The sequence below is a fragment of the Microbacterium esteraromaticum genome (assembly GCF_017303215.1).
Taxonomy (GTDB): Bacteria; Actinomycetota; Actinomycetes; order Actinomycetales; family Microbacteriaceae; genus Microbacterium; species Microbacterium esteraromaticum_C.
Window position 1 is genome coordinate 720,882 of the sequence record NZ_JAEMWU010000001.1, and the last position, 12,918, is coordinate 733,799.

At 69.0% G+C, this 12,918-nt stretch carries 12 protein-coding genes; 4 read left to right on the plus strand and 8 right to left on the minus strand.

Translation table 11 applies throughout. The features are described from left to right. Window positions 1-13: 13 nt before the first annotated feature. Complete coding sequence (locus JF543_RS03300) at window positions 14-1,471, minus strand: alanine/glycine:cation symporter family protein (protein WP_206822735.1); 1,458 nt, start codon at window positions 1,469-1,471, stop codon at window positions 14-16. 100 nt (window positions 1,472-1,571) lie between these two features. Here JF543_RS03300 and JF543_RS03305 point away from each other — a divergent pair, with 100 nt between their 5' ends. Continuing rightward, entirely contained in the window at window positions 1,572-2,771 is a 1,200-nt protein-coding gene (locus JF543_RS03305) for an MFS transporter (protein WP_274368170.1), read from the plus strand. 8 nt (window positions 2,772-2,779) lie between these two features. Here JF543_RS03305 and JF543_RS03310 read toward each other — a convergent pair whose 3' ends face one another. From JF543_RS03310 to JF543_RS03320, 3 genes are all read right to left on the minus strand, one after another. Further along, window positions 2,780-3,784 carry a LacI family DNA-binding transcriptional regulator gene (locus tag JF543_RS03310; RefSeq protein WP_179409301.1) on the minus strand — a complete coding sequence of 335 codons (1,005 nt, stop codon included), beginning with the start codon at window positions 3,782-3,784 and terminating at the stop codon, window positions 2,780-2,782. Window positions 3,785-3,925: 141 nt separating this feature from the next. Continuing rightward, entirely contained in the window at window positions 3,926-5,587 is a 1,662-nt protein-coding gene (locus JF543_RS03315) for a glycoside hydrolase family 13 protein (RefSeq protein ID WP_206822736.1), read from the minus strand. Window positions 5,588-5,769: 182 nt separating this feature from the next. Further along, on the minus strand, window positions 5,770-6,705 hold the full coding sequence (locus JF543_RS03320) for a 2-hydroxyacid dehydrogenase (RefSeq protein WP_347401079.1): 936 nt from the start codon (window positions 6,703-6,705) through the stop codon (window positions 5,770-5,772). Window positions 6,706-6,775: 70 nt separating this feature from the next. Between JF543_RS03320 and JF543_RS03325 the strand changes: the two genes are divergently transcribed. After that, window positions 6,776-7,204 carry a DUF1761 domain-containing protein gene (locus JF543_RS03325; protein ID WP_179411689.1) on the plus strand — a complete coding sequence of 143 codons (429 nt, stop codon included), beginning with the start codon at window positions 6,776-6,778 and terminating at the stop codon, window positions 7,202-7,204. Window positions 7,205-7,583: 379 nt separating this feature from the next. Here JF543_RS03325 and purQ read toward each other — a convergent pair whose 3' ends face one another. The 3 genes from purQ to JF543_RS03340 all read right to left on the minus strand — a co-directional run bounded on the left by purQ (window position 7,584) and on the right by JF543_RS03340 (window position 9,131). Further along, the gene (gene purQ / locus JF543_RS03330) at window positions 7,584-8,291 is read right to left on the minus strand and encodes a phosphoribosylformylglycinamidine synthase subunit PurQ (protein ID WP_179409299.1); all 708 of its coding nucleotides are present in this window, start codon (window positions 8,289-8,291) and stop codon (window positions 7,584-7,586) included. Further along, window positions 8,288-8,536, minus strand: a complete 249-nt coding sequence (purS, locus tag JF543_RS03335; RefSeq protein WP_179409298.1) for a phosphoribosylformylglycinamidine synthase subunit PurS — start codon at window positions 8,534-8,536, stop codon at window positions 8,288-8,290. The genes purQ and purS overlap by 4 nt, the downstream gene beginning before the upstream one ends. 76 nt (window positions 8,537-8,612) lie before the next feature. Beyond that, window positions 8,613-9,131: an adenine phosphoribosyltransferase gene (locus JF543_RS03340; RefSeq protein ID WP_179409297.1), complete on the minus strand. Its 519-nt coding sequence runs from the start codon at window positions 9,129-9,131 to the stop codon at window positions 8,613-8,615. 175 nt (window positions 9,132-9,306) lie between these two features. Here JF543_RS03340 and JF543_RS03345 point away from each other — a divergent pair, with 175 nt between their 5' ends. Together JF543_RS03345 and JF543_RS03350 are read left to right on the plus strand one after the other, a co-directional pair. After that, window positions 9,307-10,728 (plus strand): glycoside hydrolase family 1 protein, encoded by a 1,422-nt coding sequence (locus tag JF543_RS03345; protein ID WP_206822737.1) that lies wholly within the window; start codon window positions 9,307-9,309, stop codon window positions 10,726-10,728. 16 nt (window positions 10,729-10,744) lie between these two features. Then, window positions 10,745-11,737, plus strand: a complete 993-nt coding sequence (locus JF543_RS03350) for a substrate-binding domain-containing protein (protein WP_206822738.1) — start codon at window positions 10,745-10,747, stop codon at window positions 11,735-11,737. A 4-nt stretch (window positions 11,738-11,741) separates the two neighbouring features. On the opposite strand, the gene JF543_RS03355 is transcribed toward JF543_RS03350, so the two are convergent. Continuing rightward, entirely contained in the window at window positions 11,742-12,878 is a 1,137-nt protein-coding gene (locus JF543_RS03355) for an ROK family protein (RefSeq protein WP_206822739.1), read from the minus strand. Between the last annotated feature and the right edge of the window lie 40 nt (window positions 12,879-12,918).

Consider the following 12,918-nt stretch of genomic DNA (forward strand, 5'->3'; position numbering starts at 1 on the left):
GCGGCGGATGCTGTCAGCGCCGGCGCTGAACCGGGATCGGGCCGGTGACGCTGAGTTCGTCCTCCCAGCACTGGATGCCCGTGACATCCGGCATCCGCTCCCGGGTGAACACCGGATCGAGCCCGGCGCGCCGCTGATCGAGAAAGTCACGCAACAGACGGAACGCGACGCCCGAGAGCAGCGCGATCGCGATGAGGTTCACCAGTGCCATGATGCCCATCACACCGTCGGCCGTGTTCCAGATGAGATCGGCCGAAGCGATCGAGCCGACGAAGATCGCCACGACCGCCAGTGACCGGTAGGTGGTCAGCACGCTGCGGCGCGTGGTGATGAACTCGATGTTCGACTCGCCGTAGTAGTAGTTGCCGAGGATCGAGCTGAACGCGAGCAGGAAGATGATGATGCTCAGCAGCACGTTCGACCATTCGCCGAGGCTGTTCACGATCGCGGCCTGGGTCAGCATGATGCCGCGCTCGGCGCCGGCCAGGTCGGGGGTCGCCACCAGAATGATGAACGCCGTGATGGTGCACACCAGGAACGTGTCGAAGTAGACGCCCAGCGTCTGCACCAGTCCCTGCTTGACGGGGTGCGTGACGGCGGCGCTCGCGCCCGCGTTCGGGGCCGAACCGAGGCCGGCCTCGTTCGAGAACATGCCGCGCTTCACACCGGTCATGATGATCGTGCCCAGCGCCGCGCCGACGACCTCGTTGAACCCGAACGCCTGCGTGTAGATCGACGCGAACACCGCCGGGAGCTGTTCGATGTTCAGGGCGACGATCACGAGCCCGACCAGCAGGTACAGCAGCGCCATCGACGGCACCACCGCCTGCGTGACGTGGGCGATGCGGCGCACGCCACCGAAGATCACCAGGCCCGTCAGCACCGCCAGGGCGATGCCGACCACCCAGGGGATCCAGCCCACGTCGCCGCCGAAGCTCGACGACACCGTCGCGCTGATCGTGTTGGCCTGCAACGAGCTGAACGCGAAGGGGAAGCACACGATGAGGATCACCGCGAAGACGATGCCCATCCAGCGGGCCTTCAAGCCGTGCTGCATGTAGTACGCCGGACCACCGCGGAAGCCATCGGCGTCGCGCACCTTGAAGAGCTGGCCGAGCGTTGACTCGATGAAGCTCGAGGCGCCGCCGATGAACGCCATCGTCCACATCCAGAACACGGCCCCCGGGCCGCCGATGGCGATCGCCGTGCCGACACCGGCGATGTTGCCGACGCCGACGCGGGAGGCCGCCGAGATCGTGAACGCCTGGAAGGCCGACACCGACTGCGGGCGACCGTCCGCGTCGGTGGGCGTGCGGTTCGTCAGCGTGCGGAACATCTCAGGGATGAGGCGGAACTGCACCACCCCGGAACGCACCGTGAAGTACACGCCGAGCAGCACGACGACGGGCAGCACGGCCCACGTCCACAGGCGGTCACCGAGGAAGAGCACGATGTCGTTGAGGGCTTCCATTGGGAAACAGTAACGCCGCGGATGCCCGGAAACACGGTGCCGTGCCGATCGCTTGACGCAAACAGGCGACCACAGGTCGGATGTCTGATTGGATAGTGCGGTGAACAAAAGCGACGAGGCTCGTCCCGCCGGATTCGGCGCCCTGCTGTGGCTCGCCCTGGCGACTTTCTCGATGGGTATCGACGGCTATGTGCTGGCCGGGCTGCTGCCGCAGATCTCCGAAGACCTCGACGTGTCGAACGCGGCAGCCGGGCAGTTGGTGGCGGTGTTCGCCCTCACCGCCGCGATCGCCGGTCCGGTGCTCAGCGCCTTCACCGGGCGCTGGGAGCGCAAACTGGTGATCTCGCTCTCGCTGGCGGTGTTCCTGGTCGGCAACCTGATCATCGCTCTGGCCGTGGACTACGCGATGGCGATGACCGGTCGCATCGTCTCGGCCGTCGGCGGTGCCCTGCTCAGCGCCGTTGTCAGCGCCTACGTGCTCGCCAAGACCGCACCCGAACGGCGCGGGCGCGCGCTGTCGTTCGTGCTGGGCGGATTCCTCGCAGCCACCGCCCTCGGTGTGCCGGTGGGACTGGTGATCGGCCAGGACGACTGGCGCATGCCGCTGTTCCTCGTCACCGGCGTCGGCGCGGTTGCCCTTGTCGGCATCCTGATCAAGGTGCCCCGGCTGCACCTGCCCGCCCTGTCGCTGCGCGCGACGCTCAAGCCACTCACGCAGCCCGCGCTGATCGGGGCGATCCTCGTCGCCACCGGCATCATGTGCGCCAGCTACCTGTGCTTCACCTACGCGACCCTGATCTTCGGCCCCCGCGTCGGTGAGGGGCTGCCGATCATCGCCGCGATGTTCGGCTACGGCGTGGTCAGCCTGATCGGCAACATCATCTCGGGACGCGCCACCGACCGCTTCAACCCGGTGCACGTCATCACGCTGATCATCGGGATCCTGATCGCTGTCGCCGTGCTCGGCACGTTCGGTCTGATGCTGCCCGGTCTCGCCGGGGCGGTGGCCGCCTTCGTGTGGTTCTTCGCCTGCGCGTTCTTCAACGGCGGCTCCGGCGTCGCCCTGCAGTCCCGCCTGGGCGACCTGGCACCCGACTCGATGTCACTGGTGCTGGCGCTCAACGGCAGCGGCATGCAGCTCGGCTCGGCGCTCGGAGGCATTCTGGGTGGTGCACTGCTGGCATCCGGTGTCGAACCGGACGGGCTCGTGCCGGCATCCGCTGTCGTCCTCGCTGCGACCATGCTGCTGCACCTGATCGTCTCGCGCGCCACCCGTGGCGGCGTGCGCGCCGCGGCCTGACGCGCCGCTCAGACGCGCGCGGTCGTGCCGCGCACGATCAGCTCGAACGGCAGTTCGCCGCCCACAGCGGCCTCGGTGTCGCCCTCCAACTGAGCGAGCACCGCGCCCGCGGCGCGCTCACCCTGCCCGAGCGGGAACTGGTCGACCGTCGTCAACTGGAAGAACTCGCCCAGCTCATGACCGTCGATGCCGACGATCGACAGGTCTTCGGGCACCCGGAATCCGAGATCGCGCGCGGCGAGGATCGCCCCGATCGCCATCTCATCGGATGCCGCGAAGATCGCCGTCGGGCGCGGACCGGGCCGGCCGAGCAGCTGCTTGGCGGCGCGGAAACCGCCATCTACGGTGAAGTCGGCCGGTTCGAGAAAATCGGGGTTGGGGGTGATGCCGGCATCCGCCAGCGCCTGCTCGAAGCCGAGCCTGCGACGCGTGGGGATGTGGAAGTCGATATCGAACTCGGGATTCGCGCCGATGTGCGCGATCGCCCGATGGCCGAGCCCGATCAGGTGCTCGGTCGCCAGGCGCGCCACCGCCGTGTCGTCCACCGTGAGGGTGCGCAGCTGCGGGTTCGGACCGCCGATCGCGATCACGGGCAGGCCGAGCGCCTGCAACCGCCCCGTCTCATCGTCGTCGAGCTCGATCGAGACGGCGATGACGGCATCCACCCGCTTGCGTCGCAGGAACGTCGAGAAGACGTCCTTGCGCACGTCGGCGTCGGCGGTGATGTTGTACAGGGTGATGTCGTAGCCGGCGCGCATCAGCGCGCTCGATGCCCCGGACAGCACCGTGCTGAAGAACCAGCGGTCGAGGAACGGCACGATCACGCCGACGTTCTGCGTGCGCCCCGACGCGAGGCTCGACGCCCGCGACGAGACGACGTAGCCCAGCGTCTCGGCCGCGATGCGCACACGCTCGCGCGAGGCCGGTGATACGTGCCCGCGCCCACTGAGCGCACGTGAGACGGTCGCCGTCGATACCCCGGCGAGCTTCGCGACCTCGTCAATGCTCGTCATCTCACTCGCCCTCTGTTGTTCTGCAGCCGTTCTGTGGCGGTTCACACCGTTCACACCCCGCGAGAAACCATATCCCGCGTGAGAAACCACGTCGTTCGTGGTGTCTCATACGGCACGTGGTTTCTCACGGGGAGGTGGATGCTATGCGCGCGTGAACCAGGCCGCGGTGTTCGGGGGCAGGGCCGTGCCGCTGAAGCGCTGGCTCTGGATCACGAACGACACGTTCCCACCGAGCTCGATCGGCGTCTCGCCCAGGTTGGCGACGACGTGAAGGTCACCACGGCGGAAGGCGACAGCATCCGATCCGGCGTCCTCCCACACCAGCGAGCCGCCGCCGAGACCGCGCTCGCGGCGCTCGGCGAGCAGGCGCTTGTACAGGTTCAGCGTCGACTCCGCGTCGGCCTCTTCGACATCGCGGGCGAAGCCCGCCCACTCCGCCGGCTGCGGCAGCCACGAGGCGCCGGTCGTGTTGAAGCCGTACGCCGGAGCCTCCGCCGACCAGGGCAGCGGCACGCGGCATCCGTCGCGTCCGTACCGCTCGCCGTTCGTGCGGAACCACGTCGGATCCTGGCGGAACTCGTCGGGAATCTCCATCGCCTCGGGCAAGCCGAGCTCCTCGCCCTGGTACAGGTACGACGAGCCGGGCAGCGCGAGCATCAGCGTCGTGGCCGCACGGCCACGCGCCAGACCGATCGTCTGGTCGGGCTTGCCGGGCGAGAGCGGACCGATGCCCTCACCCTGCGGGTTGTCGGCGGTCAGTGCCAGGCGCGAGGCGTGGCGCACCACATCGTGGTTCGACAGCACCCAGGTGCTCGGAGCGCCGACGCCGCCGAACGCGTCGAGCGAGTCGCGGATGACCCCGCGCAGCGCCTCGGCGTCCCACGCGGTCATCAGATACGGGAAGTTGAAGGTCTGGTGCATCTCGCCGGGGCGCACCCACAGTGCCGTCTTGGCGAGCGTGGGCAGCCAGGCCTCACCGCACAGGGCGCGGTCGCCGTCGTACTCGGCGAGCAGCTTGTGCCAGTCGCGGTAGATGTCGTGCACGCCGTCCTGCCCCCAGTACGGCACGTTCTCCTCACCGCCGCCCATCGAGTCGGCCTCGATCGGCGGGGTGTAATCGGGAAGGCCCTCGGCCTTGACCATCCCGTGCGCCACATCGACGCGGAAGCCGTCGACACCGCGGTCGAGCCAGAAACGCAGGATGCTGCGGAACTCCTCGCGCACCTCTTCGTTGGTCCAGTCGAAGTCGGGCTGGGTGGGGTCGAAGATGTGCAGGTACCACTGGCCGGGCGTGCCGTCGGGGTTGGTGGTGCGGGTCCACTGGCCGCCACCGAAGACGCTCTCCCAGTTGTTCGGCGGCAGGTCGCCGTTCTCGCCCCGGCCGTCGCGGAAGATGTAGCGAGCGCGCTCGGGGCTGCCGGGCGCGGCCTTCAGTGCCTGCTGGAACCAGACGTGCTGATCGCTGGAGTGGTTCGGAACGAGGTCGACGATGACGCGGATGCCACGGGCGTGCGCCTGGGCCAGCATCTCGTCGAAGTCGGCCAGGGTGCCGAAGATCGGGTCGACGTCGCGGTAGTCGGCCACGTCGTAGCCGGCATCCTTCTGCGGGCTCGTCATGAACGGGCTCAGCCAGATGGCGTCGACGCCGAGCGCGTGCAGATCGTCGAGTCGGGCGGTGATGCCGGGCAGGTCACCGATTCCGTCACCCGACGCGTCGGCGAACGAGCGCGGGTAGATCTGGTAGATGACTGCTGTGCGCCACCACTCGGAACCGGGGGCTGCGAACTGTTCGACCTGTGCCATGCGACCCAGGCTACTGCAAGCGCTTACAGTTTTGGAAGAGTCGGATCGAAACGGTTCGAGTCTGTTGCGGGGCGCGAGTGTCGCTCAGGTTTGCAGGACGATTTCACTTCCACAGGATGCCGGGCGGCAGAGTCTCCTGTAGAAGTGCAATCGTCCTGCCGAGTTGAGGTGCCCGGGTGGGCTCAGGATGCCGGCAGCACCACGTTCAGCGGGTCCTCGCCGGCCAGCATCCGATCGATCTGCGCCCGCACCAACCGTGCGATGCGCGGATTCATCGCCGTCGAAGCGCCGCCGCAGTGCGGGCTGATCAGCAGATTCGGTGCCTCCCAGAGCGGATGCCCGGCCGGCAGTGGCTCCTTTTCGAAGACATCGGATGCTACCCGGATACGGTTCTCGCGCAGCGCCGCCAGCATCGCCCCGGTCTCGACCAGCGCGCCGCGCCCGACGTTGACCAGCAGCGCACCCGGCGCCATACGCGCGATCATCGCTGCATCGAACAGGTGCCGGGTCTCGGCGCTCGCCGGCAGGCTCAGGATCACGATCTCGGCGTCGGGCAGCACCTCGGGCAGCTCGTCGAGGGCGTGCACGGTGACCTCGCCGACGCCGTCCAGCTCGGCTGTGCGGGCGCTGCGCGCCACGGCCAACATCGTCACCTCGAACGGTGCCAGGCGCTGCGCGATGGCCTTGCCGACACCGCCGAAGCCGACCAGCAGCACGCGCCGATCGGCAAGGCTCTCGGTGAACGCGGGAGACCACTCGCCGCGCTCCTGCGCGAGCGCGAAACGGGGCAATGCGCGCTGCGCGGCGATCGTGAGTCCCACGGCGAGTTCCGCCGTGGACGCCTCATGCACGCTCGCGGCATTGGCGAATGGGATGCCCGGCGGAAGGGCATCCGCCACCCCGTCGTACCCGATCGACTGCCCCTGCACCAGAGTGACATCGATGCCGGTCAGCGCCCGCAGGGCGCCGGTGCCGTCCATGTACGGCGGCACGACGATGTCGATGCGCTCGGCGGGCGCGGGCGTACGCATGTCCCAGATCTTGACCGACACGCCCTCGGGCAGAGGTCCGAGGTTCTGGGCCAGGCGTTCGGTGGGGACGGTCACGAGAAGGCTCACTCGCCGAGCCTATCGACCCGCACGGGGTGGAGGGGTAGCGTCAGGTCTAGCCGACCTAGGAGGACACATGATGGTTCCTGAGATCAACTACTGGGCGGTGCTGATCGCCACCGCGTCGAGCATGGTGGTTGGGTCGATCTGGTACGCGCCGAAGGTCTTCGGCACGCGGTGGTCGAAACTGGCCGGCGTCGACATGAACCGCCCCGGCGCCACGGCGATCGTGCCGATCATCACCACGGTCATCGTCAGCTTCATCACGGCGTGGGTGCTGGCCGGCGCATCATCGATCGCATGGCACTTCTATGAGGGGTCGTACTTCTGGGCTGCGGTGGTGACCGCGGTCGCGCTGTGGGCGGGGTTCACGGCCGCGCGCTTCATCACCCACGATGCGTTCGAGGGGCGCTCGACCAAGCTCACGACGCTGAACATCGCGCACGAGCTGGTGACGGTCGTCGTGATGGCCGTGATCATCGGCGTCTGGCCGCCCGCGGGTATCTGAGCGGGGCGCGTTGGCGCCTTCCCCAAGCACGAGGGGTCAAGAAACGTCGCGTTCGCGCACTCGGATGCCGCAGAATTTGACCCCTCGTGGGTGAGGGGTGCGTGCGTGCGGAAGGCGTGCGTGCGCGGGATGGGGCGGGTGCGCGGGCGTAAGCGGGCCCGGGTGTCGGCGAAGCGTCGGCATCGGGCATCCGAGAGTCCCCGCCGAGACCCCTGCGTGGCGTCCACACCCCGTGCTACGGGCGCAGCCAGCTGGGGGTGTCGACGCGAACTAGGGGTGTCGACGAAGCGCCGCACGTAGCGCGCACCGAATGCAACGCGCGTGCCGCGCAGCAAACACCGCCCAGCACACACCGCGCTACTGCGCGAGGCGCGACCGGTTACGCGGCTGCGCGAGTGACCGCGGCGACAGCGCTGGTGAAGAAATCGAGGCCGTCGACGCCCGAGCGCATCGCGGCATTCGTGTCGGGGCCGAAACCGGCCTCGATGGCGTGCTCGGGGTGCGGCATGAGGCCCACCACGTTGCCCGCGGCGTTCGTCAGGCCAGCGATGTCGCGCAGCGAGCCGTTCGGGTTGACGCCGGCGTAGCGGAACGCCACCAGGCCTTCGCCCTCCAGGCGGTCGAGGGTGTCTTCCGAGGCGATGTAGCCGCCCTCGCCGTTCTTCAGCGGGATGACGATCTCCTGGCCCGCGTCGAACGCACTCGTCCACGCGGTGTCGGCGTTCTCGACGGTCAGTCGCTGATCGCGACGCACGAAGTGCTGGTGGTCATTGCGGATCAGCCCACCGGGCAGCAGGTGCGCCTCGACGAGCATCTGGAAGCCGTTGCAGATACCCAACACGGGCATGCCCTTGGCGGCGGCATCCTTCACCTCGGCCATGATCGGCGACAGAGCCGCGATCGCGCCCGAGCGCAGGTAGTCGCCGTAGCTGAACCCGCCGGGCAGCACGAGTGCGTCGACGCCCTGCAGGTCGTGCGAGCCGTGCCACAGGGCGACGGGCTCGGCGCCGGCCATCCGCACGGCGCGCTGCGCGTCGCGGTCGTCCAGGGAGCCCGGAAAAGTGATGACCCCGACGCGTACGGTCACGGTGCGACCTCGACGCCCACGACGTCTTCGATCACCGAGTTCGAGAGCACGTCCTCGGCGAGGCGTCGCGCCTCGGCGAGCACCTCTTCGGTGACCTCACCGTCGACGGTGAGCTCGAACCGCTTGCCGATGCGGACACCGCTGAAGCTCTCAACACCCATGCGCGAGAAAGCGCCGGCAACGGCCTTTCCCTGCGGGTCGAGCAGTTCGGCCTTGGGCATGACGTCGACGACGATGGTGGGCATACCCATGATTCTAGGTGATCGCGCGCGGGCTCAGCGCCCGTGAGCGGCGGGGGTCATCGCCCGAGCGTGATCGGGCTCACGCGGAGTGGAAGACGGTGTGCAGATCGCCGATCAGGTCGCGTCCGCCGAGGCCGTCGATCTCGAACAGCACGCTGATTCCGGCGACGGCGTAGCCGAGGGTCTCGACCAGTTCGCGTCCGGCCGCCAGGGTGCCACCGGTGGCCAGCACGTCGTCGATCAGCAGTACGCGCGTACCGGCGGGCAGGTCGTCGTGCATCTCGACGGTCGCCGTGCCGTACTCGAGGGCGTAGTCGATCGACGCGGCGGGCTGGGGCAGCTTTCCGGCTTTGCGAATGGGGGCCAGGCCGACGCCTGCGGCGATGGCGGCCGCGCCCGCCAGGATGAATCCGCGGGCTTCGATGCCGGCGACGACGTCGAAAGTCCCCTCGAACGGCTCGATGAGTGCGCGCGTGGTCGCGTGCAGTGCGTCGTGGTCGGCCAGCAGCGGGGTGATGTCACGGAAGAGGATGCCGGGTTCCGGGTAGTCCGGGATGGAGCGGATCAGTGACTCGGCGCGGGCCAGTTCGGGGTTCACCCGTTCAGGCTACCGCTCGCCCCTGCGCCCACCCTTACCCGGAGCTCCACCCGTCTATGCGTCACAAACCCGAGCTATCGGCTCTGAATAGCGCGGGTTCGTGACAAATAGACGGAAGCTGGCCCAGCGTGGGAGCGCTCCCACCAGACCCCCGGATCATGTGAGAATGGAGCGCATGACCCGGTCCTTCCCTGATGGCTTCCTGTTCGGCGCGGCGACGGCCGCCTACCAGATCGAGGGCGCGGCCTTCGAGGACGGCCGCACGGCATCCATCTGGGACGCCTTCGCGCGCGTGCCCGGCGCCGTCATCAACGCCGAGAACGGCGATGTCGCCTGCGACCACTACCACCGCTACGCCGATGACGTCGCACTCATGAAGGACCTCGGGCTTCAGGCGTACCGCTTCTCGACGTCGTGGTCGCGGGTGCGACCCGACGCCGGGCCGGTCAACCCGAAGGGCGTCGATTTCTACAGCCGGCTCGTCGACGAACTGCTCGCCGCCGACATCGTGCCCTGGTTGACGCTGCATCACTGGGATATGCCGCAGGCGCTCGAAGAACGCGGCGGTTGGGCGAGCCGCGAGGTCGTCGACCGCTTCACCGAGTACGCGCTGACGATGCACGACGCCCTCGGCGATCGCGTGCAGCACTGGACCACGCTCAATGAGCCCTGGTGCTCGTCGTTCCTGTCGTACACGGCCGGTGTGCACGCGCCGGGACGCACGAGCATCCGCGATGGCCTGCTCGCCTCGCACCACCTGCTGCTCGCGCACGGTCGCGCGGTGCAGGCGCTGCGCGAGCGCGATGCCGGCCTCGATCTCGGCATCACTCTCAACCTCACCGTCGCCGACCCTGCCGATCCGACTGACCCGCGCGACGTCGATGCCGCGCGGCGCATCGACGGGCAGTTCAACCGCTGGTTCCTCGATCCGCTCTTCCGCGGCGCGTACCCCGCCGACATCGTGCGCGACCTGCGCGAGGTGGATGCTGACGCGGTCAGCGCCTGGCAGGAGGCCGTGCACGACGGCGACCTCGAGGCGATCTCGACGCCGCTCGATGCGCTCGGTGTGAACTACTACCACGGTGAGCTGCTCTCGGGGCATCCGCAGCCGGGCGGTGGCGACCCGCACCAGACCGACGGACTCGACCTTCGTGAGACGGCGTCGCCGTTCCCCGCCGACGCCGACGTGCACTGGGTTGAGCGCGGCCTGCCGCGCACTGCGATGGGCTGGGAGGTGCAGCCCGAGGGGCTCCCCCGCCTGCTCGTGCGGGTGGCCGAGGAGTACGCGCCGGGGGTGACGCTGTACGTCACCGAGAACGGCGTCGCCTACGACGACACCGTGGATGCCGAGGGCCAGGTGCCCGACGTGGATCGGGCCGAGTTCGTGCGCGCGCACCTCGCGGCGGTGGTGGATGCCATCGCGCAGGGCGTCGATGTGCGCGGCTACTTCTACTGGTCGCTGATGGACAATTTCGAATGGTCGTGGGGATATGCCAAGCGGTTCGGCATCGTGCGCGTCGACTACGAGACGCAGCAGCGCACGGTGAAGCAGAGCGGTCGCGAGTACGCGCGCATCATCGCGGCGCGCGCCGTCTGATCGGCGGGAGGAGCGGATGCCACGTTCGACCATCGAAGAGGTCGCCGCGCGCGCCGGCGTCTCGCGTTCCACCGTGTCGCGGGTGGTCAACGGTTCGACGGCTGTCAGCCCCGCGGCGCTAGCGGCTGTGCAGCGCGCGATCGCTGACCTCAACTACGCGCCCAGTCGTGCGGCGCGTTCTCTGGCGAGCAGGCGCACTCATGCGATCGGCCTGGTCATCCCTGAAGACACCACGCGTTTCTTCGGCGACCCGTTCCTGGCCTCGGTGGTCGCGGGGATCGGCGAACGGCTGGCCGAGTCCGACTATGTGCTGACGCTGTTGATCGCCAGTGCCGATCCGGGTGGCAAGATGACCCGGTTCGTGCGCAACGGCGGTGTCGACGCCGCGATCATCGTCTCGCATCATGCGGGCGACGCGTTCGTCGATCGCATCGCCGATGCCGTGCCGGTGGTCTACGGCGGCCGGCCCCTGCAGCGCCACGACGGCGATTACGTCGTCGACGTCGACAACGTCGCCGCCGCGCGTCGGGCGACGCAGCACCTGATCGAGCGCGGGCGCACGCGGATCGCCACGATCACGGGGCCGCTGATGATGGGGTCGGGCATGGACCGCCGCGAGGGCTTCCGTGCCGCGCTGGCGGATGCCGGACTCGAGCCCTTCGCCGAGGAGGAGGGTGACTACAGTGAGGCCGGCGGGGCGGCATCCGCACGTCGCATCCTGGCGGGAGGTCGACCCGACGCGATCTTCGTGGCCAGCGATCTGATGGCTCGCGGCGCGTTGACGGTGCTGCAGGCCGCGGGCATCCGCGTTCCCGACGATGTCGCGATCGTCGGTTTCGACGACTCGCCGGTGGCGCAGAGCACCGATCCGCAGCTCACGACGATCCGCCAGCCGATGCGCGCGCAGGGCGTGGTGATGGCCGATGTGCTGCTGGCGCGTCTGGGGGGCGAGACGCCGGAGCGCACGACGATGCTGGCGACCGAGTTGGTGGTGCGCGCTTCGGCCTGAGCGTTCAGGCGGGGAGGGTGGCGAGTTCGGTTTCGCGGACGCCCAGCGCACGGTACCGGTCGTGCAGTGCGGCGACGGCTGCGCCGTGCGCCCCGGCGTACTCGCCCAGGGTCGAGAAGACCAGCCGCGGGGCGACGCCCAGGTGGTGGGTCAGCATGGCCTCGTAGCGTTCGAGGTCATCGGCGAGTGAGGCTGAGACGCCACCGCCGAGCACGATCAGCTCGGGTTCGCACGACACGGTCGCGGCGGTGAGCACGATGAGCAGCGCCTGATCGAAGTGCGCGCGCAGTGCGCGCAGCGGTTGGGGGGCGTCGTGCGCGAAGACCTCGGCGGGGGAGTCGATGCGGATGCCCGATTCGGCGGCGAGATGCGTGAGCCCTGGGCCGGTGACCATGAGCTCCAGGCGGGTGCCGAGGGGGCCGGCGGGCAACTGGCCGAACTCACCGACGACGCCTCGCTTGCCGCGGAGGATGCGTCCGTCCACGGCCACGCCGGCGCCGAGACCCGCCCCGATCGTGATCATGACCGCGGTCGGTACGCCCCGTGCGGCGCCGAAGTGTTGCTCGCCGAGCAGGGCGAGGTTGGCGTCGTTGTCACCGGCGACGGGAAAGCCGAGGGCATCCGAGAGCGTGGCGATGAACTCCGAGCGCTCGAGCTGCGGCATGTTGGGGGCGTTCGTGATCGTGCGGCCGTCGCTGCTCACGGCGCCGGGCAACCCGACGTAGGCGCTGCGCAGATGGGGGCGGTCGGGGCCCGCGAGTCGCGCGACCTCGTCGGCGACCCAGGCGGCGAGGGCATCGGGGCCGGCATCCTGGGGCGTGGGCAGGCTGACCTGCGCGCGGATGCCACCGACGAGGTCTGCCGTGACGATGCGGGTGTTCGAGGCGCCCAGGTCAATGCCGGTGACGACGCTGCGGGGGGCGACGACGTCGAGCAGCACGGCACGGCGTCCTCGCTGCTCGGACACGAGCTCGGAAACTTCGTGCACGATCCCGTCGGCGATCAGCTGGTCGATGGTGCGAGTGACCGTGGCGGCCGAGATGCCGGTGAGATCGGCGAGCTGCTTGCGGGTGATGGGCCGGTGGCGCAGCAGTTCGGCGAGCACGGTGGTGCGGTTGATGTCGCGTGTGTCGTGAACCACGGGTCTCCTCGGGCATGGGCTGTCGCCTGCACCGACCATA